We start from the raw sequence: 24428 nt of genomic DNA on the forward strand, positions 1-24428 counted from the left end.
CAACAAATCCCGTGCTTGAACACAGACAACTACCGCGCCCATGTGCTGCCGCCGATGCGGCGCGAGTTGTCCACCGACCGCCGACGCCACAACTCGTCGTCGTAGATCTCCTCGTAATCGGTCTCGTCCCAGTACTTCTCGCGCCGATACAGCAACCCGAAGAACAGTCGGTAGTCCTTCGCGTAGGCGCGCTCGGTTCCCTCGGCCAGGAACCCTCGGAGCGCGCCGACCGAGCGCGCCCGGAGACCGGATCCCGACGGCCCTCGCGGCCCGGCTACCCTCGATGTCATGGGCAGGCAGCGGGAGCGTCGGGCCGCGCCGGGGTCCGGTCGCGGTCCGGCCGAGGGCATCTACGACATCGACACCGGCACCTGCGAGCTCGTCAAGGACCGGTACCTGCCGGACGGCTGGGTGCTCGAGGTCAACGGGGTGCCCAGCTCCCACATCGATCTCGCCGATCCCACGCTGCTCGAATTCGAGTACATGCGGTGGATCGCGCAACTGCTCGAATCACAGCGGCCCCGGGACGAGCGGCTGCGCGTGCTGCACCTCGGCGGAGGGGCCTGTTCCATGGCCCGCTACCTCGCCGCCACCTATCCGAACGCGCGGCAGGTGGTGGTCGAGATCGACGGCCGGCTCGCCGAACTCGTCCGGGACTGGTTCGACCTGCCCCGTGCCCCGCTGCTGCGGATCCGGGTGGGGGAGGCGCGGGCGGTCCTCGCCTCGCTGACCGACGCGACCCGCGACGTGATCGTCCGCGACGTCTTCGCGATCAACCGGACACCCGTCGCGCTGACCACGGTCGAGTTCACCCGGCACGCCCGCCGGGTGCTCGATGCGGGCGGCGTCTACGTCGTCAACTGTGGTGACACCCGGGATCTGACCACCGCCCGGCGGGAGGCGGCCACCATCGGCAGCATCTTCGAGCACACCGCGATCATCGCGGATCCGGCAATGCTCAAGGGCCGCCGCTACGGCAACATCGTCATCGCCGGCAGCGACGCACCGCTCGGGCAGTCCCCGGCCCTGGCCAGGGACCTGCTCGGCGGGGGAGTGCCCGCCCAGGTCTGGACCGACGCACAGGTCCGCCGGTTCGCCGCCGACGCCCGCGTCCTCCTCGACGCCGAGTGCCGACCGCCGGCCACGGTCCCGGCCGACGAGGTGGCCACCGGCTGACCCGTCAACCTGTCCGACCGGCGGTCCAGGCGAGCAGGTCCTCGACCGGCCACGTGTTGATCACGTCCCCGGCCTCGACCCCGCGTTCGGCGGCCCGTTCGCAGCCGTACCCGATCCAGTCCAGCTGTCCGGGCGCGTGCGCGTCGGTGTCGATCGCGAAGCGGCAACCGAGATTCAGCGCGAGGTCGATCAGCCGCTCGGGCGGGTCCTGCCGCTCGGGGCGCGCGTTGATCTCCACCGCGGTGCTGTGGTCGCGGCACGCCGAGAACACCGCCTCGGCGTCGAACCGCGACTCCGGGCGGGTGCCGCGCCCACCCTGCACCAGCCGGCCCGTGCAGTGCCCGAGCACGTCGACGTGCGGGTTCTGCACCGCCTTCAGCATCCGCTTCGTCATGACCGCCCGGTCGGCCCGCAGATTCGAGTGCACGCTCGCCACCACGACGTCGAGTTCGGCGAGCAGACCCTCGTCCTGGTCGAGGGTGCCGTCGTCGAGGATGTCCACCTCGATCCCGGTGAGAATGCGAAAGGGGCGGCCGCTGTCCGCGAGGACGCGGTTGAGGTCGGCGACGACCCCCAACTGGGTGCGCAACCGCTCGGCCGTGAGCCCGTTGGCCACCTTCAGCCGGGGGGAATGGTCGGTGAGCGCGCAGTATCGGCGCCCGAGTGCCGCGGCGGTCCGCATCATCTCGGCGATCGGGCTGCCACCGTCCGACCAGTCCGAATGCACGTGGAGATCGCCCTGCAGGGCCTCCAGCAGTTCCGCACCGCCGCGGCCGATCGGCTCGGCCTCCGCGCGCAGTTGCTGCAGGTACGCGGGCACCCCGTCGAAGGCTTCCCGGATCACGGTGGCGGTCTTCGGGCCGACGCCGGCGAGGGCGGTCCAGCTGTCCGTACGGCGCCGTGCGGCGCGCTGCTCGGGGCTCAACCGGGCGACGACGTCGGCGGCGTGGCGGTAGGCCTTCACGCGGTAGCTCTCGGCCCGGTCGCGTTCGAGCCAGAACGCGACCTCCCGCAGGGCGTCCACCGGGTCCATGCGTCCATTCTCGCCACGGCGGTCCGTAGCGTGGGGCACATGCGCACAAATGCGAGGTGGCGGCGGACTGTGACCGGAACCGCGATCGGGGTGGCCGGAGGGACGCTGGCGCTGGCCGGGGTCTCGGCCCGGGTCGCGGCGCCCGCGGCGGGGCGGCTGTACACCCTCGCCGACGCGCCGACGGCCCCGGTGGTGATCGTGCCGGGTGCCCGGGTCCGGAACGGATGGCCCATGCCGATGCTGCGCGGGCGCCTCGACGTCGCCGTCGCTCTGCTCGCGGACGGCCGCGCCCGCAGCGTGCTCGTCTCGGGCGACGCGGGGGGCCGGTCCGGGGACGAGATCGCGGCGATGACCGGCTATCTGGTGGCGCACGGCGTGGGACGGGAAGTGATCGCCACCGACCCCTACGGGCTCGACACATACGACACCTGCCATCGCGCCGCACAGGTCTACGGCGTGACGACGGCCCTGATCGCCACCCAGGACTTCCATCTTCCGCGGGCCGTCGCGCTGGGGCGGCGCGCGGGGATCGACATGGCCGGCGTGGTGGCCGGGTGCGACTGCCGGCTGCGCACCCGGGTGCGCAACGTGCTGCGCGAGTATCTGCTGTCGCGGCCGAAAGCGCTTGTGGAGATGCACTTTCCGCGGCCGCCGCGCGTGGGGTCGGCCACGGACGGCACGTCGACCGGGATCCTCGCCTAGGGTCGTCGCATGCGACCTTCAGCCCTGATCACCGGTGGCGGCCGCGGCGTCGGCGCCGCCATCGCCCGGGAACTCGCCCCCAGCCACGACCTGCTGCTCGGGGGCCGGCGCGCGGAGTCGCTCCGGGCGATCTGCGAGGAGATCCCGGAGGCGGTGCCGTGGCCGGTCGACCTGCTCGACCACGAGGCGGTGGCCACGGCCTGCTCGGGCATCGACCGGTTGGACGTGCTGGTACACAACGCGGGCCTCGCCGAGCTCGGGACGATCGCCGACGGCGGAATCGCGCAGTGGCGGGAGATGTTCGAGTCGAACGTGGTGGCGGTGGTGGAGCTGACGCGTCTGCTCCTGCCGGCGCTGCGGGCCGCGAACGGCCATGTCGTGCTGCTCAACTCGGGGGCCGGGCTGAACGCGAAGGCCGGCTGGGGTGCGTACGCCGCCAGCAAGTTCGCGTTGCGCGCGTTCTCCGACGTCCTGCGGCAGGAGGAGCCGGCGCTGCGAGTGACATCGGTGCATCCTGGCCGGATCGACACCGACATGCAGCGTGCGATCGTCGCGAGCGAGGGCCGGATCTACGAACCGGAACGCTTCCTGAAGGCGTCGACCGTGGCGCGCGCAGTGCGCCAGGCGGTCCAGACACCGGCCGACGCGCACCCGACGGAGATCGTGCTGCGGCCCCGCTGAGCCGTCGTCAGAACGGCAGCGGAATCACGACCGGCGCCCCGTTCGGCAGCTGGATGCGGATCTGCGGTGGTGGCGGCGGGGCAGGCGCCGGGGCAGGCGCCGGAGCCGGTGCCGGTGCCGGGGGAAGCGGCTCCGGCGCAGGCGGCGGGGGAGGCGGCGGTGGCGGCGGCGGGGGAGGCGGCGGTGGTGGCGGCGGCGGCTCCGGGGGTGGCGCCGGGGCCCGCGGCGCGGGCGCCGCAATGTCCACGTCCGGCACCAACGCGGGAGACGGTTCCGGTGCGGGCGGCGGTACCGGGTCGATCGCCCCGGGTGCCGGTTGCTTGGGGCCGGCACCGATGGGCACCGCCAGCAGATTGCCGGTGGTGACGTCGACGACGGTCAATTCACCGACGGGCGCCGCACCCGGCTGCACCACGAACAGCCGTTCCTCGTCGAGGCCCGACCAGCCCTCGCCTTCGAGATCCTGACCCGAGGACAGGACGGGGGAGAGCAGCGGGCTCCCCGGTGCACACCGCACGCGGGGGACGCCGCGGTCGTCGACGAGAACGACGGTTCCGGCCTCGAGGACGGACTGCACGGGCACCGCGCGCCCGCCGCGATACTCGTGATCGGTGACCCGGGTGTCCGCACGCAGCAGCACCGGCGTCAGTGTGCGCAGGTATCCCCGGGCGTCGGCGACGTCGAATACGTCGAGCCAGGCCTCCTGCTTGGCCGGGTCCTGCTCGAGCGTGCCGGCGAGCCGCTCGCGGTCGCACAGCTCGCGCTCCAGGCTGCCGCCGTAGAGCCCGGTCCGGTCTCCGGACACCGTCACCGGGCCGTCGTCGGGAACGGGAAGCTCGGCCTGCGGTGCCGGTGGAACGGCGACCGGTACCTGGTCGGGCAGGAGCAGGACGCTCCACGGATGCTCACCGCGCGACGTCGCGAGGTCCAGGCGTACCGGCTCGGTTCGCGACGGACCGTCCGTGGAGCATCCCCCCACGGCGAGCGCAGTCAGCGCGAGTACCATCCCGAATCCGCGCGCAGCGGTGCCGGCGGCCACCCGCCCATGGTAGGCGGAACCCCTCCGCATCTCGGGTGGTTTCGGTCGGCTTCAGCTCTCGGGCGTCAGCCGGAGGCGGGCGATCCGACGGCCGTCCAACTCGCTCACGGTGAGGCGATGGCCGTCGACGGTGATGCTGTCGCCGAGTCGTGGAAGGCGCTGGAGGCGGTGCAGCATGCACCCCGCGACGGTCTCGTAGGGGCCTTCGGGCAGCCCGATCCCGGTGGCGCGTTCGAAGTCCTCGACGATCAGCAGACCGTCCACCTGCTGTGTATCGGGCTGCGCCGGAGCGGGCGTGACCGAGGCCTGCTCGGTCGGTTCGAACTCGTCGCCGATCTCGCCGACGATCTCCTCGACGATGTCCTCGAGCGTCGCGATCCCGGCGGTGCCGCCGTACTCGTCGACGACGAGGGCGATCTGGTCGTTGTTCCGGCGCATCAGCGACAGTGTCGCGAGTGCCGGTTTGGAGCCGGGCAACGAGAGGATGGGCCGGCACACGTCGGCGACGGTCGAGGCGTTCGCCGGATCGGCGAGCAGCAGGTCGCGCAGGTGCACGAAGCCCACGACGTCGTCGAGCGACGATCCGACGACGGGGTACCGGCTGTGCGTACCCGCCAGCGCCTGTTCGCGCGCCGCCGGGATCGGGGTGCCGGCGGGCAGGAAGTCGACCTCGGTGCGCGGACGCATCACCTCGAGCAGCGATCGCTGTCCAGCGTCGAACACCTCCGCGAGCACCGTGCGCTCGTCCTCCGGCACTGCCGAATGGCCGAGCAGCAGTTCGCGCAGCTCCTCGTGGGTGATCTCCTCGCTCCGGCGCGCCGGGTCGGCGCCGAGCAGCCGGACGAGTCCGTCGGTGGAGACCGACAGCAGCCGGATCACCGGTCGCATCAGGGTGGCGAACCGGTCCAGGGCCGGTGCGGTCAGCAGCGACACCCCGGTGGCCCGCTGCAGGGCGATGCGCTTGGGGACGAGTTCGCCGAGCACCAGGGAGAGGTAGGCGATCACCAGTGTGGTGCCGATGAGGGCGGCGGCGCTCGCCGCCGCGGCGGGCAGCCCCCACGACTCGAGGGCCGGGGCGAGGTTCGGTGCGATGGTCGAGGCGCCGTAGGCAGCGGAGAAGAACCCGGCCACCGTGACGCCGATCTGCACCGCGGACAGGAAACGGTTGGGATCCTTCGCCAGCGCGGCCGTCCGGCGGCCGCGCCGGCCGCGTTCCTCGAGTGCACGAATCTGACTCTCGCGCAGCGACACCAGGGCCAGCTCGGTGCCGGCGAAGACGCCGCCGATCAGGACGAACACCAGGACCAGCAGGATGTCGACGAGCGCCGACCCGGTCATGGCGGCCACCCGGGACCGTCGGCCATGTCGTGTCTCCTCACCGGGAAGACGCGGGATACGGCTCCCAGTCTAGGAACGCGGCGGCGGTTCGGATACCGATCGCACGGCCTCCGGAGGGGGATGTTCCACGTGAAACAGTTCGGGTTCAGGAGGCGGGGAGGGTCTGCATGTCCTCCTGGCTCCAGTAGGCCTTCATGCTCGTGATCCGCGCGTCGTCGTCGAAGGTCATGACGTCGATGACCTCCATGACGAGATCCTGCTCGCCGAGGTGGGTGGTGAGCCGGAACAGGAAGGCCGCGTTGCCGGCGGCGATCTTCAGGGTGAGCAACTCGCCGGTCTGGGTGAGCGGCTCGATCATCGAGTAGAACTCACGCAGGGACGCCTCGGTGGTGCGAACGTCCGTGCCGATCGGGTCCTCGACCGTGGCACCGGGGGCGTAGAGGGCGAGCACCTCGTCGGTGGTCCCTTTCGCGACCGACCGGATGTAGGACTCGACGGTGGCGCGGATCGCGACGGGAGTCGGGGCCATGCGAAAACCTCCGTTGCTAGAACGTGTTCTAGCAACGGAGGTTAGCAGCGCGCGCCGGGACTGGGAATGTCCGGCGTTGCCGCCGCTGCGCCTCGGCCCGCGCACCGGGACCCCCACGCCGGGGGATCAGGCCCCCGCGTCGGCCGTCGGGAGCAGGCGTTCGAGGACGTCAGCGAGGGTGATCAGCCCGACCACCCGGCCGTTGTCGGTGACGGTGGCCAGGTGGTTGCGGGTCTCGCGCATGGTGCGCAGCGCCTCGTACACCGGCACCGCCGTCTCGAGGGTCAGCGCCGGGCGCATCAACTCGGCGGCGGTCACCCCGTCGGCGGCGTGCAGGCTGTCCCGCACGTGCACCACCCCGTCGACGTGCCCGTTGCCCCGCACGAGCAACCGCAGGTGCCCGGTGCGCCGGGCGGTGTCCCGGATCTGCGCGGCGTCCGCGTCAGGGGTGACACTGCTCGGGCGGGCGTTGGGGCGGACGATGTCGCCGACGGTGAGGGCCTCGAGTTCGAGCGCGCTGGTCAGGTGCCCGTGGTAGCGCTCGTCGAGGGTGCCCACGGTGGCCGAGTGCTCGACCAGGTGCCGCAACGCATCCGGGTCCTGTCCGGCGCCGACCTGGTCGACCGGGACGACACCGACCCGCCGCAGGCACCAGTTGGCCAGGTGGTTGAGCTGCACGATCACCGGCCGGGTCAACCACATGAACGCGCGCATCGGGAGCGCGAGCATGGTCGCCGACTTCTCCGGGTGCGCGATCGCCCAGGACTTCGGGGCCATCTCCCCGACCACCAGATGCAGGAACGTCACGATGATCAGCGCCAGGACGAAGCCGGCGACGTCGGCCAGCCAGAGCGGAGCGCCCCAGTCCTCGAACACGGGAGTGAGCCAGTGGTGCACGGCGGGCTTGGTCACCGCACCGAGGGCCAGGGTGCACACGGTGATGCCGAGCTGGGACCCGGCGAGCAGGACCGACAGCTCCGAGGCGCTGCGCAGCGCCGCGCGGGCGGCACGGCTGTGCGGGGCGGCGTCCTCGAGGCGGTGCCGGCGGGCGGCGATGAGCGCGAACTCGACCGCGACGAAGAATGCGCTCGCCGCGATCAGCCCGACCGTCACGGCGAGCACGATCCAGGGATTACTCATCGCCGGTCACCTCGCCGTCGGTGCGCACGGTCACCAGCACCGAGGACGGCACGCGCCGGTCGATCTCGCGGACCTCGGCGATCAGCGTCCGCGCCGGGGGTGCGCTCTCGTGCACCAGGTCGGCCGGGTCGGGCTCCAGCGGGATCGCGACGGTGTCGCCGACGGCGGGCAGGCCGCCGAACTCGGCGATGACCAGGCCGGCGAGGGTTTCGTAGTCGCCCTCGGGCAGCTCCTGGTCGAGGGTGCGGGCGACCTCGTCGAGGTGCACGTCGCCGCGGATGACCCAGCCCTCACCCTGGCGGGTGATCACCTGCGTCTCGACGGCGGTGTCGTGTTCGTCGGCGATCTCCCCGACGAGTTCCTCGGCCATGTCCTCGACGGTGACGACGCCGGCGAAGCCGCCGTACTCGTCGACCACCAACGCCATCTCCTCCTGCCCCTCGGTCAACCGGGCCAGCACATCGGGCAGCGGCAGCGTCGTGGGCACGATCACCGCGGGCCGGCACACCGTCCCGGCCGTCCCGGTCGTCGCGTCCAGGGCGAGCAGATCGTGCAGATGCACCACACCGCGCAGGTCGTCGGCGGAGAAGCCGACGACCGGGTACCGGGTGTGGCCCTCGCTCATCCTCGCCAGCACCCGCGTCACGGGTTCCCCCGCGCGGACGTAGTCCACGCGGGCACGCGGAATCATGGCGTGCTCGGCGGTGCGGGTCGGGAAGTCGAGGATCCGGTCGAGCAGGGTCGACAACTCCGTGGGCAGATCGCCGGCGTCGCGCGATTCGGCCACGATGTGCTCGAGGTCGCGGACGGTGGCCGAGTGCTCCACGTCGTGCACCGGTTCGATCCGCAGCGCGCGCAGCAGCAGGTTCGACGAGGCGTCGAACAACCGGATCAACCAGCCGAACAGCTTCAGGTAGAGCGTGGTGGACAGCGCCAGCCATCGAGCGACCGGCTCGGGCCGGGCGATCGCGAGGTTCTTCGGGAACAGCTCCCCGAAGACCATCTGCACCACGGTGGAGAACAACACCGCCAGCACCGTGCCGACCGCCACCCCGACCGCGGTCGGGATGCCGACACCACCGAGGAGCTCCCCGAGGCCGCTGCCGATGAGCGGTTCGGCGACATAGCCGACGAGCAGGCCGGTCACGGTGATGCCGAGCTGAGCGCCGGAGAGCATGAACGAGGTGCGGCGGGTGACCGACAGGGCGCGGGCCGCGGCGGCGTCGCCGGCTTCGGCACGCGCCTTGAGCCGGGACCGGTCCACCGCCATGTAGGCGAATTCCTGGGCCACGAAATAGCCGGTCAGGGCCGTGATGGCCAGGACCACGAGGATGCCGAGTGCGATACCGAGGACGGTCAGCACGGTCGGCTCCGATGGGCGGTGACGGACGGGGGGTCACTCGGGGGCGGGGAGGGTCTTCGAGGTTTGCGCTTGGCGCGTCTCATGGCTCTCTCTGCAATAGACGACGACTTCCTGTCACAGAATACGACGAATCGGGCCGCCGACGAGTTCCCTCGTGCGGTGCCGACCCGGTCACAGGGGTCCGGCACCGCACGACGACGCGACACCCGGGCGACGACGGCGCGAATACCGCGCCGGAGCCGTCGGCAGTGCTTGGCTGTTCTGGCAGACGGCCACATCGTGAGGAGCCTCGATGAGCGACACCACCGCTTTCCCCCTGCCCGGGCACGCCGGCACCCTGTCCGCCCGGTGCTGGGTCCACGACGACCCGCGGTACGTCGTGCTGCTGTGCCACGGCTACGGCGAGCACGCCGGCCGCTACGAATACGTGGCCACCCGACTGGTCGCCGACGGTGCCGTGGTCTACGCCGTCGACCACGCCGGGCACGGGCTCAGCGAGGGGGAACGCGTCCTGATCGAGGACTTCGAGAAGGTCGTGGACGACTTCCGTCTGCTCGACGTCAAGGCCCGCAGCGAGCACCCCGGCCTGCCGGTGGTGCTCGTCGGGCACTCCATGGGCGGGCTGATCGCCGCCCGCTACGCCCAGCGCTACGGTTCCGAACTGACCGCGGTGGTGCTGTCCGGTCCGGTGCTGGGCCGCTGGCCCGCCCTCGAGGCGATGCTCGCGGCAGAGGAGATCCCCGACGCACCCATCGACCCCGCGACGCTGTCGCGCAACCCGGAGGTGGGCCGCGCGTACGTGGACGATCCACTCGTCTGGCACGGCCCCTTCAAGCGGCCCACCGTCGAGGCACTGCAGCGTTGCCTCGACGCCGTCACCGGGGCAGGCACCGTCGGCGACGTGCCCGTCCTGTGGCTGCACGGCGAGGACGATCAGCTCGTCCCGCTCCCGGGCAGCCGCGAGGGCTGGGCCACGTTCGCCGGACCACGGTCGACGTCGAAGGTGTATCCCGGGGCACGGCACGAGATCTTCAACGAGACCAACCGTGACGACGTGCTCGACGACGTCGTCGATTTCGTGCGTGGGGTCCTTCCGGATCGGGGGTGATCCGAAAGGACACCACGGCGGCGCAGCCGCCTACTTGACCACGTTCACCATCTTGCCCGGTACGACGATCACCTTCCGCGGAGCGGCACCCTCGAGGAGGGCGGCGATCTTCTCGTCCGCGAGCGCCGCGGCCTCGATCGCCTCCCGGTCCGCGTCGGCCGGCACGGTGATACGGCTGCGCACCTTGCCGTTGACCTGGATCGGGTACTCGACCGTGTCCTCGACGAGCCACTTCTCGTCCGCCACCGGGAACGGACCGTGGGCCAGCGACTCGGTGCGCCCGAGCCGCGACCACAGCTCCTCGGCGAGGTGCGGGGCCACCGGGGCCAGCATGAGCACGAGCGGCTCCACCGCCGTCCGTGGCGCCCCGTCCGGGTACGCCTTGGTGAGGTGGTTGGTGTACTCGATCAGCTTGGCGATGGCGGTGTTGTCGCGCAGGCCCGCGTAGTCGTCGGACACGCCCGCGATCGCCTTGTTGAGGGCGCGCAGCGTCTCGTCGGTCGGCTCGGCGTCGGTGACCCGCAGCGCGCCGGTCTCCTCGTCGATCGCGGCCCGCCACACCCGCTGCAGGAACCGCTGCGCCCCGACGACGTCCTTCGTCGCCCACGGCCGGGACTGGTCCAGCGGGCCCATCGACATCTCGTACACACGCAGCGTATCGGCGCCGTAGTCGTCACAGATCTGGTCCGGCCCAACGGAATTCTTCAGGGACTTGCCCATCTTCCCGTACTCGCGGTGGACTTCCTCACCCTGGTGGAAGAACTTCCCGTCGCGCTCCTCGACCTCGTCGGCGGGCACGTACACGCCGCGCGAATCGGTGTACGCGTACGCCTGGATGTAGCCCTGGTTGAACAGGCGCCGGTACGGCTCGGACGAGGTGACGTAGCCGAGGTCGAACAGCACCTTGTGCCAGAACCGCGCGTACAGCAGGTGCAGCACGGCGTGCTCGACACCGCCGACGTACAGGTCGACCCCGCCGGGGTCGTTCGGGCCGTGGATCTGCGGGCGCGGACCGGTCCAGTACGCCTCGTTCTCCTTGGCGCAGAACTCGTCCGGGTTCGTCGGGTCGATGTAGCGAAGCTGGTACCACGAGCTGCCGGCCCACTGCGGCATGACGTTGGTGTCGCGGGTGTAGTGCTGCAGCCCGTCGCCGAGGTCGAGTTCGACGTTCACCCACTCGTCGGCCTTGGCCAGCGGGGGCGACGGCTCCGAGCTCGCGTCCTCGGGATCGAACGACACCGGCGCATAATCCTCGACGTCCGGAAGTTCCACCGGCAGAGCAGATTCCGGCAGAGCGTGCGGGTTGCCGTCGGTGTCGTAGACGATGGGGAACGGCTCTCCCCAGTACCGCTGCCGGGCGAACAGCCAGTCCCGCAGCTTGTACTGGATGGTGCCGGTGCCCGCACCCGACTCCTCGAGCTTCGCGACGACCGCCTTCTTCGCGTCGGCGACGCTCAGCCCGTTCAGGTAGCCGGAGTTCACGAGCGCCCCGTCGCCGGTGTACGCCTCCTCCGAGATATCTCCGCCCGCAATCACTTCCACGATCGGCAGGCCGAACGCGGTGGCGAACTCCCAGTCGCGCTGATCGTGGCCGGGCACGGCCATGATCGCGCCCGTGCCGTACCCGGTGAGCACGTAGTCCGCGATGAACACGGGCAGCGACTGCCCGTTCACCGGGTTGACTGCGTAGGCGCCGAGGAAGACGCCGGTCTTCTCCTTGCTCTCCTGCCGCTCGAGATCGGACTTCGCGGCGATCGACGCCCGGTAGGCGGCGACGGCCTCGGCCGGGGTGGCGGCGCCACCGGTCCAGCGCTCGTCGACACCCTCCGGCCATGCAGAGGCGACGATCTCGTCGACGAGTGCGTGCTCGGGCGCCAGCGTGACGTAGGTCGCGCCGAACAGCGTGTCGGGGCGCGTGGTGAACACCTCGATCGTGGCATCCGGACGGCCGGCGGCGGATTCCCCGGCGCCTCGCTCGCCCCGGACGGCGAACGTCACCTGCGCCCCGTGCGAGCGCCCGATCCAGTTGCGCTGCATGGTCTTGACCTTCTCGGGCCAGTCCAGGTACTCGAGGTCGTCGATGAGGCGGTCGGAATAGGCGGTGATCCGCATCATCCACTGCTGCAGGTGCTTGCGGAACACCGGGAAATTGCCGCGCTCGGAGCGGCCCTCGGCGGTGACCTCCTCGTTGGCCAGCACCGTGCCCAGACCCGGGCACCAGTTGACGAGGGAGTCCGAGCGGTACACCAGCCGGTACTCGTCGAGGGCGGCGAGCCGCTCCGCCTTCGACAGCGACGCCCAGTCGCGGCCACCCGCGAGCGCGCGGGTGCCGGCGTCGAGCTCGGCGGCGAGCTCGTCGATGCGGCGCGCCTTGTTCTGCTCCGGGTCGTACCAGGCGTTGTAGATCGTCAGGAAGATCCACTGGGTCCAGTGGTAGAAGTCGACGTCCGTCGTCGCGACCGAGCGGCGCTCGTCGTGGCCCAGCCCCAGCCGGCGCAGCTGCCGCTGCATGTTCTCGATGTTCGCCTCGGTCGTGGTGCGCGGGTGCGTGCCCGTCTGCACCGCGTACTGCTCGGCCGGCAGCCCGAACGCGTCGTAGCCCAGCGTGTGCAGGACGTTGTGGCCCAGCATGCGGTGGTACCGGGCGTACACGTCGGTGGCGATGTAGCCGAGGGGGTGACCCACGTGCAGGCCCGACCCGGACGGGTAGGGGAACATGTCCTGCACGAACAGCTTGTCCTCGGGAACGTCGCCGGCGAGCGGGCCGACCGGGTTCGGCGCGTTGAACGTGCCGCGCTCACGCCACAGATCCTGCCAACGCCGCTCGATCCGGCCGGCGAGATCGGCGGTGTATCGGTGTTGCGGGGTGGCGTCGGACGACGGTGTGGAGGGCTGCGCAGGACGAGTCACGGTGGTCGCTATCTACTTGGCTGACGTCATTTACCTCCGACCAGGGTAGAGCCTGGCCCGACCCGGCCCGACCAGCGGCTGTGCCTCCCACGTATCCTCGAGGGGTGCTGATCGTCGCCATCGTCTTGTTCGTGCTCGCTCTCGCCGTCGGCGGGATCGCCGTCGCCGGACTGACCGGGCGGCTGCCGCGTAACCGGTGGGCGGGCGTGCGCACCGCCGACGCCCTGCGCGACGAGACGACGTTTGCCCTGGCCAACAAGGTCGCCGCCCCCAGTCAGCTCGGTGCGGCAGGCCTGCTCGTCCTCGGCGGCGTGGGCGCGCTCGCGCTCGATACGGTCCCGGGTCTGATCGCCGTCGTGGGTGCCGTGATCGCGGCCTTCTTCACCGCCGGTGTGGGCGGCTCCATCGGCGCCCGCGTCGCGGCGGCCAGCGCACCGGCCGAGACCGCCGGGTGCGGCACGTCGTGCGGGGCGTGCAGCCTGCGCGGCGCCTGCGAGCCGACCGCCTGAGCGCAGCGCACGGCGCAGGGTGACCGCCTGAGCGCAGCGCACGGCGCAGGGTGACCGCCTGAGCGCAGCGCACGGCGCAGGGTGACCGCCTGAGCGCGGTTCCCTCCGGTCGAGAGGTTCTCAACCCCGCGTCCGGGGGAGATACTGACAGGGTGACTCCGGCACTGGCCGGTGCCCGGCTGAAGTCGACGATCCGCGACGCGGCCGCCGCGGCGACGGACTCCGCCGAGTTCCGGGAGGTCGTCCTGGACGCGATCCGCGCCCGGGTGCCGTACGACGGGGTCTGTCTGGCCACCATCGATCCCGCGGCTCTCGTCCCGACCACACTGACGACCCGCGGATACGAGGTTCCGCGGGCCTATGCGTCCGCCCTCGAGTTCGAGTACGGCGAGGATCCCCAACCGGGCCGGTTCGACTCGCTGCTGCACCGGGAGGTCCCCATCCGGACGCTCCGCGAGGTGACCGGCAACCGCGTCAGGAGCAGCCGGCAGTATGCCGAACTGCTCGCGCCCTACGGGATGCAGGACGAGGTACGCATGCTCTTCCGCGGCCGCGACGGAGCCTGCTGGGGCGCGTGCACGATGAGCAGGCGGCCCGGCCCGGAGTTCGCCGACGAGGAGCTCGAGACCCTGGGCACGGTGCTCACCGACATCGGGGAGGGGTTGCGCACCACCCTGTTCCGCGACGGCACCCGCACCCCCCACCCCGGCTCCGAGGGACCTGCCGTCGCGATCGTCGGCCCCGACGACGAGTTCGAGTCGATCACCGTCCCCGCACTCGAGTACTTCGAACGGCTCGGCTGGGGGCCGCCCGGCAGGCCCGTGCCCACCGCGCCCGCGGTGTCGGCAGCACTGTGGCTGCGGCGATCCGGGACGGATTCCGCGGTCTTGCGGGCCCGCACCCTCGACGGTGAGTGGGTCGTGATCCGCGTCGGGCGGTTCGACGGCGAGCACCCGCCACGGCGCGTGCTGATGACCGTGGAGCGGGCGCAACTCCCGGAGATCGTGAGCCTGGCCGCGGCAGCGCACGGGCTGACCCGGCGCGAGTCGGAGGTACTCACGCAGGTTCTCGCCGGCAGGACCCGTCACGAGATGGCCCGTGTCCTGGGCATCAGCCCGTACACGGTGCAGGATCACCTCAAGGCCGTGTTCGCCAAGACCGGCGTCAACAGCCGCGCGAGTCTCGTCGCCAAGCTGGCCCACACCGAGTACGTACCGCGCCTCGGTCAGCGCATCGGCCCCGACGGCTTCTTCACCGAACGACGTTCCCCGGAGCCGGCTTCGGCCCCGAAGAGCTGAACCGCGCGCCCCTCGGCGACTCGGCCTGCGAAGCTCATTCCCAGCGCCGCACGCGCCGGTAGCGCGGGTTCCACCAGAACCGGTGCACGAGCCGCAGCGGCACGGGCAGCTCGCTCAGCACGCGGCGGGCCTGCTCGGGGGTGGCCCCCTCGACGACGTACGGACCCAGCTGCGCGATGTCGCTGTAGGCCAGTTCCTTGACGGCGGCCTTGGACAGCGCCTGCCATTCCTGCGCGGTGATCACCTCCTTGATGAGCGGGAACGCGTCGCGCTCCTCGTGCGCGAGGTGCGACTGCAGCAGCGCCACGAGGTCGTCGATCCGATGCGGCACCTGCCGCGGGCCGTGCTCCCGGTCGTCGAACGCGTCCTCCAGTGCGGCGAGCGTGGGATCGATGAGGGAGTGCTGGGCCTCCATGTCGTCGAGCACCGCGAGGTCGTCGGGGCGGTCCGCGAGCTTGCGGCGCATCAGCGGCCAGATGTGGGTGTCCTCGATCCGGTGATGGTGGTGCAGTTCCCGGCTGAAGCCGCGCCACCCGACGAGCAGGGCGTCGTGCGTCTCGTCGTTCTCGGTGCCGTAGGTCTGGGCCACGTGCGCCAGGCGCGTGGCGTCGCGGCGGAACGCGGCGTGCAGCAGCGTCATCACGTCCATGTCGTCGTCGGTCAATGCAGTGGACTTGGTGGTGGTCATGTCGTCGACCTCGATCCCGTCGTGCTCGAACCCTTGCTTTCGAGCGTGCGACCGGCGAGGGCGGCGCTCAATCCCACATTCGGGGGAGATCGGGAGGCGGGCGGCGGCGGTTCGCCGTTCCCTACGCTGGGCCCGTGACCACCCGCCGCGTGATCGACCCCGCCGGGGCCCTGTTCGGGCTGGGGCTGCCCCTCGTCGCCGTCGGGGCGGCGCTGCTGCTGCCGCGACTGTGGGAGTCGCGCCTGCCCCCGCGGATCGCCACGCACTGGTCCGGGTCGGCACCGGACGGATTCTCGGACCCGGCGTCGTTCTCGTGGACGATGGCGCTGGTGATCCTGCTGGTCGGCGGCGGCTGCAGCGCGATCGCGGCGCTGGCCCCCGCAATGCTGATGATGCGGCGCTACATGCTGGTGCTCGGTCTCGGGGTGACCGGCCTGCTGTTCACCCTGTGCGCGACGGTGCTCGTGGGCCAACTGGACGCGCCGGCCGAGCAGGCGCAGCTGCCGATGTGGAGCATCGGGGCGGGCGTCGCGCTCGGCGTCGCCGTCGGGATACTCGGGGCGTCGCTGCTGCGGGACCACCGGGTCCGGCGATCCGCCGTCGCCCGCCCCGATCCGGCGCTGCCGCGCGGCCCGGTCGAGCTGCCGATCGTCGAGCAGGTCGGCACCGGAACGCGCACCACCCTCGTGCTCGCGGCGCTGGTCCTGGCCCCCGCGGGCCTCGTGTGCGGCGCGGCGCGCAGCTGGTGGCCGCTGGCGATCTTCCTGCCGGTCGCCGTGCTCGTGCTGAGCCTGCTGCGGTTCCGCGTCGTCGTCGACGACACGGGCGTGCGGGTGCAGAACCTCGGGATGACCGCGGTGGACTACGGTCTCGACGAGATCGTCGGCGCGAAGGTCGCTCACGTGCGTCCCTTCCAGGACTGGGGCGGGTGGGGACTGCGCGCCAAGGGCCGGGGCCGGTACGGCCTCGTCACGATCACCGGTCCCGCGCTCGTGGTCACCGTCGCCGGAGGGCAGGAGTTCACCGTCACCGCGTCGCAGGCCGAGCGCATGGCCGGCGCGCTCAACACCCTCGCCGATCGTCGCTGACCGGTGCGATCCGAGGACGCGGGCTACGCGAACAGCCCGCGCGTACGCGGCTGATCCGGTCTAATGGGAGCGATTGCCGACGAGTACGGAGGCCGACGTGAGCCATCGGAAGCAGTTGCACCCAGACGGAGTCCTCGAACCGGCGTACACCGGGCGCATCGACAGTGAGCCGGTTCCGGCGCTGCGGCTGCCGAAGCACTCGATGGATCCGGGGGAGGCGTACCGGTACATCCACGACGAGCTGATGCTCGACGGCAGTTCGCGGCTGAATCTCGCCACCTTCGTCACCACGTGGATGGAGCCGCAGGCCGATGTGCTCATGGCCGAGACGTTCGACAAGAATCTCATCGACAAGGACGAGTACCCGGCGACCTCGGCGATCGAGGAACGCTGCGTGGCGATGGTCGCCGACCTGTTCCACGCGCCGGGACTGTCCGACGTCGATCCGGCGTCCGCGACGGGTGTGTCCACGATCGGCTCGAGCGAAGCGGTGATGCTCGCGGGCCTGGCGCTCAAGTGGCGCTGGCGGGCCCGGCGGCAGGCGGCGGGCGAGGACACCTCACGTCCGAATCTGGTGCTGGGCAGCAATGTTCAGGTGGTGTGGGAGAAGTTCTGCCGCTACTTCGACGTGGAGGCGAGGTACCTGCCGATGGAACCCGGCCGCTACGTGATCACCCCCGAGCAGGTGCGGGAGGCGTTGGACGAGAACACGATCGGTGTCGTCGCGATCCTCGGCACCACGTACACCGGTGAGCTCGAACCGGTGGCCGAGATCGCCGGGATGCTCGACGACGTGGCCGACGAGGGCGGTCCCGACGTGCCGCTGCACGTCGACGCGGCGAGCGGCGGATTCGTCGTGCCGTTCCTGCATCCGGAACTGGAGTGGGACTTCCGGGTGCCACGGGTGGTCTCGATCAACGTCAGCGGGCACAAGTACGGCCTGACCTACCCCGGTATCGGGTTCGTGGTGTGGCGCGACAAGGAGTACCTGCCCGAGGATCTGGTCTTCCGGGTCAACTACCTCGGCGGGGACATGCCGACCTTCACCCTGAACTTCTCCCGGCCCGGGAACCAGATCGTCGGCCAGTACTACAACTTCCTGCGGCTCGGCCGCGACGGGTACCGCCGGGTGATGAAGACGCTACGGTCCACCGCGAGCCGGCTGGCCGGGCAGATCGCCGGGATCGAGGGGATGCGCCTGATCTCCGACGGCACCGCCATCCCGGTGATCGCGTTCGAGCTCACCGGGGATCCGGGCTTCACCGTCTTCGACGTCTCGCACGAGCTGCGGACGCACGGCTGGCAGGTGCCGGCCTACACGATGCCGGCCGATGCCCAGGATGTGGCAGTCCTGCGGATCGTGGTCCGGGAGGGGTTCAGCGCCGACCTCGCGCGGCAGCTGTTCGCCGACCTCGAGCGGGTGTGCGCCGAGTTGCGCAAGGAGGGACCGCTCCGGCACTCCAGCGAGCAGCACTTCGCGCACTGACCGCCGGGTCGCTCAGTTCCGTTCGACCTCGATGGGGTGGGTGGCCAGCAATGCGAGCGGTAGCGGCTGCCGGCGCAGCACCCGCGCCCACAGGTCGACTCGCGGCGGTCCGAGGATGTCCTGGGGGAGGGCGGAGATGACCATCCAGTCGTCGTTGCGGAGCTCGCCATCGAGCTGACCGGCGCTCCACCCGGCGTAGCCGGCGAAGATGCGGATGCCTTCCACGAGCGGGCCGATGACGGCCGGGTCGGAGTCGAGGTCGATCATGACCACCCGCCCGTCGATCCGGCGCACCCCCGGCACGCCCTCGACGGAGACGCCGACGCGCAGCGTGCCCAGGCACAGGGCCGAGTCGCGCCGGACGGGGCCGCCGACGTAGAGCGCCTTCGGATCGGCGCTGAGCGCCGTCCACTGCGGTAGCACGGCTTGGACCGCGGTGTCGCTGGTGCGGTTGAGCACCACGCCGAGGCTGCCCACGTCGCCGTGCTCGATGATGTAGACGACCGTTCGCCGGAAGGTCGGCTCGACGAGGTCGGTGGCCGACACGAGCAGGGTTCCGGGCCGGACGGCCGGTGTCGCCGGTGCCGTGCGGTCCTCGGGTTCGTCCTGATGCTGCGCCACCCCGACATCATCCCACCGTCGCCGACGGCGCGTGGCGGCAAGGCGGGGGAGTTGTTCAGGACAGCCCGACGGTCTCGGCGAGCACCGCGAGGTGATGGTCGAACAGCTGCCCGGGGTCGGTGAAGGTGTCGGTGCCGTACTGGCCGAAGACCTCGAAGTTCACGGCCCCGAACAGGGCGGCCCAGACCAGCACGCCGCGCGCGAGGACGGCGTCGGGAACGCCGGTGCCGAGTTCGGCGCGGATCCGGCCCAGGTCGGCGGTGAGGGTGTCCGGCACGGCGACGGTGGTGGGGATGCGGAGGGTGCCGGCGGCGTGGGCGTCGTCGAGGATGCGGACGAGCCGGACGACGACGCGGGTGCCCGGACCCGTGGTCCGCTCGGCGGGGGCGTGGTAGCCGGGGACCGGGCTGCCGAACAGCAAGGCATAGCGCGCGGGTTCGCGCAGCGCCCAGGCGCGCACCGCGTGGCCGAGCACGCGGAACTGCTCGGCGTGGGCGTCCGCGGCGACGTCGGCGAGCGCCTCGTCGACCGTGTCGGCGAGTTCGGTGTAGCCGTCGACGACGAGGAGGGTGAGCAGTTCGTCGCGGCTGGCGACGTAGCGGTACACCGCCGAGGAGACGACGCCGAGGTCGCGGGCGACGGCGCGCAGGGACAGCGCGGCGGCTCCGTGGGTGGCGAGGTGTTCGCGGCCGATCCGCAGGATGTCGGCCATCGTCTGCTGCCGGGCGCGGGCGCGGGGGGTTCCGGTCATGTCCCTCACCCTGCCAGATGTGCGAGCACCGTCAACAAAAGTGAGCACTGCTCTTGACTTTGCGCACCCGGGGGCGCATCGTGATGTCAGACAGAGAGCAGTGCTCACATTTCGAAGGAGCTGACCACCATGTCGAATCTGCAGGTCGTCACCGGAGCCGGGCCGGTCGGCTGGACCGTCGCCGAACAACTCGCCGACCTGGGCCACCGCGTCCGCGTCCTCACCCGGTCCGGCAACGGCCCCGAGCACCCGCTCGTCGAACGCCGCCGGGTCGACGTCTCCGATCCCGCCCGGCTCGGCCCCGCGCTCGAGGGTGCCGGTGCCGTGTACCACTGCATCCACGGCTCGGCCTACCGCGCCGACACCTGGGAGCGCGAACTGCCGGCGGCGGAGAGCACGGTCCTCGAGGCGGCCGGGCGCACGGGCGCGGTGGTGGTCTTCCCCGAGAGCCTGTACTCCTACAGCGAACCGGACCGGGTCATGACCGAGGACTCGCCGCGCGCGAGCACCACCGGCAAGCGGGGCGTGCGGGCCCGGCTGCTGGACCGCCGCGCCGAAAGCGCCACCCCGACCGTGAGCGTGGTCGCGTCCGACTTCTTCGGCCCCCACGCCCGCACCGCCCACGCGGGCGAGCGGATGGTGCCGGCCATCCTGGCCGGGCGCAGCCCCCGCGTGCTCGGCTCACCCGACGTGCCGCACTCGTTCACGTACGTGCCGGACCTGGCCGCCGCCATGATCGCGGCCGCGGCGAATCCCGCGGTGTGGAACCGGGTCCTGCACGCTCCCACCGGTCCGGCCGGCACGCAGCGCGACCTCGTCGCCGCGTTCGCCGCGGCCGCGCAGGTGCCGGCTCCGAAGGTCGGCACGATTCCCACCTGGATGCTGCGCGGCGCCGCGCTGGTCAACCGCGACGCCCGCGAACTGACCGAGATGCTCTACCAGTTCACCGATCCGTTCGTCATGGACTCCGCGTACAGCGAGGAACTCCTCGGCCTGCGCCCGACGCCGCTGCCCGAGGCCGCGGCCGCGACGGTGCGATGGTGGCGCGAGCGGTGACACTCACTTCCCGGTCTGGGAGGCGGCCGCCCGCTCGTCGAGGTCCGCGAGCGTGATCGGGTGCCGCGGGGGCTCGTCGACGACGACGGTGCGGGTGACCCGGAGCTCGCCGTCGACGTGCAGCAGCTCCCCGCAGCGCAGGTCCGACCAGCCCGGATCCTCGTCCATGCGCTCGCTGGCGACCACGACCGCCGGGTGCCGTGCCAGGTGGCCCGAGCGCACCCGGACCGTGCCGGCCTCGCTGGCATGCTCGAGATGGCGGCCGCCGTGCGGGCCGCCGGCGGGACGCTCGAGGACGAACAGGTCGTGGGTGTCCGGATAACGCAGCGCCCACAACTGCGTCGCGGTCGTGAGCACGACGTTCAACGCGTAGACGGGCAGATTCTCGGCGGCCCACCGGACCGCGGCGGTCAGCCCCGCGCCGACGTCGCCGCCGTGCTCGTCGATGCGACGGGTGACGAGCGCGAAGAAGCGCTCCGAGTCCGTCTCGCCCGTCACCAGGTCGCGGTACGGGCCGAGCTCGGCCTCGAGCCGCGGCAGATCGCCGAGGACGCCGTTGTGGGCGAACAGCCGCCCGCGCTGCTCGAACGGGTGCGTGTTGCCCACGTCCAGCCCTCCCGTCGAGGCGAACCGGATGTGTGCGAGGAACGTCTGTGACCGCCGCTCCTTCGCCTCCGTGGCGAACGCGCGGTCCTCGTACGCCGCCAGCGGCTGCTTCTCCACCACCGGGCGGCCGTCGTCGGTGAACGTCCCGAGCCCGGTGCCGTCCGGTTCACGCCGGCTCTGCCGGGCGAGCGAATCCGATGCGTCGAGCAGCCAGAAGGTGGCGTGCACCCGGTGCGGCGCGGCGGTCAACCCGAACAGTCGGCACATGACGGGACGTCCCCTCTTCCGGAAGTTGCCGGTTGCGCCGAGGGTAGGCCGGAAAACCTCGCCGGGGAGGCGGAACCGTCGTCGCGGGGCGACCCCGCACCGGACGGATAGTGTCGGACACTGTGCGGGAGTCGAGACGGCAGGCGTGGCGATCCACGGCGACGGCTCTGCGCCGATCGCCGGGACTGGCGCGGCTGACGGTCGTCCGCTTCGCCAGCCAGTTCGGGGACGGACTGTTCCAGGCCGCCCTCGGTGGGGCGATCCTGTTCAATCCGGAGCGCCAGACCGATCCCGCCGCGATCGCCGCGGGATTCGCGGTGTTGCTGCTGCCCTACTCGGTGGTCGGGCCGTTCGCCGGCGCGCTGCTCGACCGCTGGGACCGCCGGCTGGTGCTGCTCGCCGCCAATGCCCTGCGCGGCGTGCTCATCCTCGCCATGTCGGCGCTGCTCCTCACCGGCGGCGGATCCACCGCGCTGCTGCTGCTCGCGCTCGCCGCCGTCGGCGTCAGTCGCTTCGTGCTCGCCGGGGTGTCGGCGTCCCTCCCGCACGTGGTGCGCCAATCATGGCTCGTACCAGTCAATTCCGTGCTCGCGACGGTAGGATCGGGGATCTCTGCCCTCGGGGCGGGCATCGCGGTCACCACGATCGGCCTCGTCGGGGAAGGCGACTTCGGCTCCGGGGTGGCGGTGGCGCTCGGCGTCTCCGGCTCCGTGGTCGCCGCGCTCGCCGCCGGCGGCTTCGCCCGTCATGCGCTCGGTCCCGACCGTGCCGTGCTGCGCCACCCGATCCGGGCCGTCGCCGCCGGTCTGCACACCGGTGCCACGGCGGTGTGGGAGGCACCGGGGGTCACGGTCGCGATGATCGGTATCGGTGCGCACCGCATCGTGTTCGGCATCGACACACTCATCATGGTGCTGGTGCTGCGCGACGCCGACGGGGCCACGCTGCCGGGCGGGCTCGTCGGGTTCGGCGTCGCCGTGGGCGCCACCGCCACCGGGATGCTCGTCGCGGCGGTCGCCGCCCCGCTCGTCATCCCGCGCCTCGGCCGGCCCCGCACCGTCGTCACGGCACTGATCTGCGCGGGCGTCGTCCAGCTCGTCCTCGTCACCGGGTTCGACGAGACGGGACTGCTCGTCGCCGCGTTCCTGCTGGGTCTCGTCGGTCAGACCATCAAGCTCACCGGGGACGCCGCGATGCAGATCGAGATCGACGACGCCCGTCGCGGGCAGGTCTTCGCCCTGCAGGACACCGTGTTCAACATGGCGTTCCTCGCGGCGATCGTCGCGGGCGCCCTGGTCGTCGCGCCCGACGGCCGCAGCCCGGCGCTCGCGCTCGCCGGGGTGGCGGTGTACGTCGCCGGTCTGGTCGCGGCGACGACGATCCGGCGGCTCCGCATGTGAGTCTCCGCGGTTTCGGGCGCCGGATTTGTTAGGTTCTCCGGGGCATTTCCCCGAGTATCCGGAGGAGAACGCGATGGCACGCAGGCACCGCACGCCGCTGGCTGTTCTCGCCCTGGTCTCGTCGATCCTGCCGCTGTTCGCGCTGCCCGCCCAGGCGTCGCCCGCCCCGCCCGTCAACTCGTGCGGCGAACCGGGCTTCGATCCCGCGGTCGAGCCCCCGGACCCCGACGCGCCGCAGCTGCCACGGATCGAGATCCCGCCCGTCGTGAAGATCCCCCTGCCGTACCCCGAGCTCGTGCCGGTCCCGGTCCCCGGCCCGGCGCCGGACAACACCCGCGTGCCGCAGGAGCCGTTGCCCGCCGACCCGTGCGCCGACCCGTGCCCGGACCTCGGTCTCGCGACGGGCGCTCCCGACGCCCTGCCCGGCGGCTCGAGTGGCTCGAGCGGCTCGAGTGGGTCCGCCGGCCCGAGCGGGTCCTCGAGTTACCTGCCGCGCGTCGAGCTGGATCCGCAGCCGGAGACGATCCCGATTCCCGTGCCCGGCGCGCCGGGTGCACCCGTCCCACCGGCCCCGCCACGGGAGAATCCGCCGTTCGAGCCGGGTACCGTCACCGCCCGGCCACCCGCCCCCGCCGTGGGCGACGTCGAGCTGGTCTCCCAGCTGACCGGTCCCGGCTCGGAGAACCGCACCGATGCGCGCTGGGCCGTGCACGGCACCGACCTCGGCATCATGTGGGAGACGCGCCCCGGCGAGGTCGCCCTCGCCTTCGGGGACACGTTCGGGCTCGAATGGACGCCGCCGGGCGGGGCCGGCGGAGACTGGCGCAGCAACGTCCTGGCATTCAGCCGCGACACCGACCTGGCGGACGGCCTCACCATCGACGCGATGGTGCAGGACAGCCCCTGCCACGCCGCGGAGATCCTCGACGCCTGGCATGTGAAGAACTTCGAGACGACCGTCATCCCCACCTCCGGCTTCGCGATCGGCGACCGCCAGTACCTGAGCTACATGTCGGTGCGACGGTGGAGCGTCGTGCCGGGCATGTGGTACACCAACCACGGCGGCATCGCCTACTCCGACGACCACGGCCAGACGTGGACGAAGGACCCGCATGCCCGCTGGGACAACGTGTTCGGGCTCGGCCGGTTCCAGGTCGCGACGATGGTGCCGCACGGCGACCACGTCTACATGTTCGGCACTCCGAACGGCCGCGTCGGATCGGTGGGCCTGGCCCGCGTGCCGGTCGACGACGTGCTCGATCCCTCCGCGTACCAGTACTGGGTGCACGACCGCTGGATGCCCGTCTTCGAGCAGCTCGCCACCCCGCTCGCCGACGGCGCGGCGAGCGAGCTGTCGGTGCGGTTCGACGTCGGACGAGGCCGCTGGCAGATGAGCTACCTGGAACCGATCGCGGGCGAAATCGTTCTCCGCGAGTCGGATTCGCCGCAGGGCGCCTGGTCCGATGCCGCGACGCTGGTACGGACCTCGGACTACCCGAAGGCATACGGCGGCTTCATGCACCCATGGTCCCACGGCGCGGACCTGTACTTCACCGTGTCCGAGTGGGACAGCTACAACGTCTACCTGATGCGCGCCCGACTGAACTGAATCACTCTCGCGCGCAGCGTAAGCCGAGCG

23 protein-coding genes are annotated in these 24428 nt (G+C 71.6%); 11 read left to right on the forward strand and 12 right to left on the reverse strand.

All coding sequences use genetic code 11. From position 1 onward, the window contains the following. Nucleotides 1-29 precede the first annotated feature (29 nt). Nucleotides 30-290, reverse strand: coding sequence for a four helix bundle protein (locus HFP48_RS27775; RefSeq protein WP_043799142.1), 261 nt, complete (start codon nt 288-290; stop codon nt 30-32). Here HFP48_RS27775 and HFP48_RS27780 point away from each other — a divergent pair. Continuing rightward, nucleotides 289-1176 (forward strand): fused MFS/spermidine synthase, encoded by an 888-nt coding sequence (locus HFP48_RS27780; RefSeq protein WP_043799140.1) that lies wholly within the window; start codon nt 289-291, stop codon nt 1174-1176. The two genes, HFP48_RS27775 and HFP48_RS27780, sit on opposite strands and share 2 nt — an antisense overlap. Before the next feature lie 4 nt (nt 1177-1180). Here HFP48_RS27780 and HFP48_RS27785 read toward each other — a convergent pair whose 3' ends face one another. After that, nucleotides 1181-2209, reverse strand: coding sequence for a PHP domain-containing protein (locus HFP48_RS27785; RefSeq protein WP_006947543.1), 1029 nt, complete (start codon nt 2207-2209; stop codon nt 1181-1183). Between the two features lie 39 nt (nt 2210-2248). Between HFP48_RS27785 and HFP48_RS27790 the strand changes: the two genes are divergently transcribed. Next, on the forward strand, nt 2249-2911 hold the full coding sequence (locus tag HFP48_RS27790; RefSeq protein WP_170914002.1) for a YdcF family protein: 663 nt from the start codon (nt 2249-2251) through the stop codon (nt 2909-2911). A gap of 9 nt (nt 2912-2920) precedes the next feature. After that, entirely contained in the window at nt 2921-3592 is a 672-nt protein-coding gene (locus HFP48_RS27795; protein WP_065923261.1) for an SDR family oxidoreductase, read from the forward strand. A 7-nt stretch (nt 3593-3599) separates the two neighbouring features. On the opposite strand, the gene HFP48_RS27800 is transcribed toward HFP48_RS27795, so the two are convergent. The 5 genes from HFP48_RS27800 to HFP48_RS27820 all read right to left on the reverse strand — a co-directional run bounded on the left by HFP48_RS27800 (nt 3600) and on the right by HFP48_RS27820 (nt 9001). Then, the gene (locus tag HFP48_RS27800; protein WP_083662354.1) at nt 3600-4631 is read right to left on the reverse strand and encodes a DUF6777 domain-containing protein; all 1032 of its coding nucleotides are present in this window, start codon (nt 4629-4631) and stop codon (nt 3600-3602) included. A gap of 51 nt (nt 4632-4682) precedes the next feature. Beyond that, nucleotides 4683-5969 carry a hemolysin family protein gene (locus HFP48_RS27805; protein ID WP_168580467.1) on the reverse strand — a complete coding sequence of 429 codons (1287 nt, stop codon included), beginning with the start codon at nt 5967-5969 and terminating at the stop codon, nt 4683-4685. Nucleotides 5970-6114: 145 nt separating this feature from the next. Next, complete coding sequence (locus HFP48_RS27810) at nt 6115-6498, reverse strand: nuclear transport factor 2 family protein (RefSeq protein ID WP_006934380.1); 384 nt, start codon at nt 6496-6498, stop codon at nt 6115-6117. A gap of 126 nt (nt 6499-6624) precedes the next feature. After that, nucleotides 6625-7638 carry a hemolysin family protein gene (locus HFP48_RS27815; RefSeq protein ID WP_029546770.1) on the reverse strand — a complete coding sequence of 338 codons (1014 nt, stop codon included), beginning with the start codon at nt 7636-7638 and terminating at the stop codon, nt 6625-6627. Then, on the reverse strand, nt 7631-9001 hold the full coding sequence (locus HFP48_RS27820; protein ID WP_072633783.1) for a hemolysin family protein: 1371 nt from the start codon (nt 8999-9001) through the stop codon (nt 7631-7633). The genes HFP48_RS27815 and HFP48_RS27820 overlap by 8 nt, the downstream gene beginning before the upstream one ends. Nucleotides 9002-9293: 292 nt before the next feature. Between HFP48_RS27820 and HFP48_RS27825 the strand changes: the two genes are divergently transcribed. Further along, the gene (locus HFP48_RS27825; RefSeq protein WP_029546772.1) at nt 9294-10109 is read left to right on the forward strand and encodes an alpha/beta hydrolase; all 816 of its coding nucleotides are present in this window, start codon (nt 9294-9296) and stop codon (nt 10107-10109) included. A 30-nt stretch (nt 10110-10139) separates the two neighbouring features. On the opposite strand, the gene leuS is transcribed toward HFP48_RS27825, so the two are convergent. Further along, a complete protein-coding gene (gene leuS / locus HFP48_RS27830; protein WP_168580468.1) occupies nt 10140-13019 on the reverse strand; it encodes a leucine--tRNA ligase in 2880 nt (959 codons plus the stop codon). Between the two features lie 104 nt (nt 13020-13123). Between leuS and HFP48_RS27835 the strand changes: the two genes are divergently transcribed. Both HFP48_RS27835 and HFP48_RS27840 read left to right on the forward strand, forming a co-directional pair. Then, a complete protein-coding gene (locus HFP48_RS27835) occupies nt 13124-13528 on the forward strand; it encodes an SdpI family protein (protein ID WP_006934385.1) in 405 nt (134 codons plus the stop codon). Nucleotides 13529-13680: 152 nt separating this feature from the next. After that, the gene (locus HFP48_RS27840; RefSeq protein ID WP_161996586.1) at nt 13681-14826 is read left to right on the forward strand and encodes a helix-turn-helix transcriptional regulator; all 1146 of its coding nucleotides are present in this window, start codon (nt 13681-13683) and stop codon (nt 14824-14826) included. Nucleotides 14827-14860: 34 nt separating this feature from the next. Here HFP48_RS27840 and HFP48_RS27845 read toward each other — a convergent pair whose 3' ends face one another. Beyond that, the gene (locus tag HFP48_RS27845; RefSeq protein WP_168580469.1) at nt 14861-15514 is read right to left on the reverse strand and encodes a hemerythrin domain-containing protein; all 654 of its coding nucleotides are present in this window, start codon (nt 15512-15514) and stop codon (nt 14861-14863) included. Between the two features lie 134 nt (nt 15515-15648). Here HFP48_RS27845 and HFP48_RS27850 point away from each other — a divergent pair, with 134 nt between their 5' ends. Both HFP48_RS27850 and HFP48_RS27855 read left to right on the forward strand, forming a co-directional pair. Then, the gene (locus HFP48_RS27850; protein ID WP_168580470.1) at nt 15649-16602 is read left to right on the forward strand and encodes a DUF1648 domain-containing protein; all 954 of its coding nucleotides are present in this window, start codon (nt 15649-15651) and stop codon (nt 16600-16602) included. 97 nt (nt 16603-16699) lie between these two features. Next, complete coding sequence (locus HFP48_RS27855; protein ID WP_050036213.1) at nt 16700-18088, forward strand: glutamate decarboxylase; 1389 nt, start codon at nt 16700-16702, stop codon at nt 18086-18088. Between the two features lie 12 nt (nt 18089-18100). On the opposite strand, the gene HFP48_RS27860 is transcribed toward HFP48_RS27855, so the two are convergent. Beyond that, entirely contained in the window at nt 18101-18709 is a 609-nt protein-coding gene (locus HFP48_RS27860; protein WP_006934398.1) for a YqgE/AlgH family protein, read from the reverse strand. Between the two features lie 55 nt (nt 18710-18764). Further along, complete coding sequence (locus HFP48_RS27865) at nt 18765-19460, reverse strand: TetR/AcrR family transcriptional regulator (RefSeq protein WP_168580471.1); 696 nt, start codon at nt 19458-19460, stop codon at nt 18765-18767. A gap of 129 nt (nt 19461-19589) precedes the next feature. Here HFP48_RS27865 and HFP48_RS27870 point away from each other — a divergent pair, with 129 nt between their 5' ends. Beyond that, nucleotides 19590-20516 (forward strand): NAD-dependent epimerase/dehydratase family protein, encoded by a 927-nt coding sequence (locus tag HFP48_RS27870; protein WP_168580472.1) that lies wholly within the window; start codon nt 19590-19592, stop codon nt 20514-20516. Between the two features lie 3 nt (nt 20517-20519). Here HFP48_RS27870 and HFP48_RS27875 read toward each other — a convergent pair whose 3' ends face one another. Next, nucleotides 20520-21389 carry a class II glutamine amidotransferase gene (locus HFP48_RS27875; RefSeq protein ID WP_006934404.1) on the reverse strand — a complete coding sequence of 290 codons (870 nt, stop codon included), beginning with the start codon at nt 21387-21389 and terminating at the stop codon, nt 20520-20522. Between the two features lie 122 nt (nt 21390-21511). Here HFP48_RS27875 and HFP48_RS27880 point away from each other — a divergent pair, with 122 nt between their 5' ends. Continuing rightward, nucleotides 21512-22789 carry an MFS transporter gene (locus HFP48_RS27880; protein WP_029546780.1) on the forward strand — a complete coding sequence of 426 codons (1278 nt, stop codon included), beginning with the start codon at nt 21512-21514 and terminating at the stop codon, nt 22787-22789. Between the two features lie 73 nt (nt 22790-22862). Then, a complete protein-coding gene (locus HFP48_RS27885) occupies nt 22863-24398 on the forward strand; it encodes a DUF4185 domain-containing protein (RefSeq protein ID WP_168580473.1) in 1536 nt (511 codons plus the stop codon). Nucleotides 24399-24428 lie beyond the last annotated feature (30 nt).

Origin of the sequence: Rhodococcus sp. DMU1 (assembly GCF_012272955.1) — a bacterium.
GTDB classification, from domain to species: Bacteria; Actinomycetota; Actinomycetes; order Mycobacteriales; family Mycobacteriaceae; genus Rhodococcus; species Rhodococcus aetherivorans.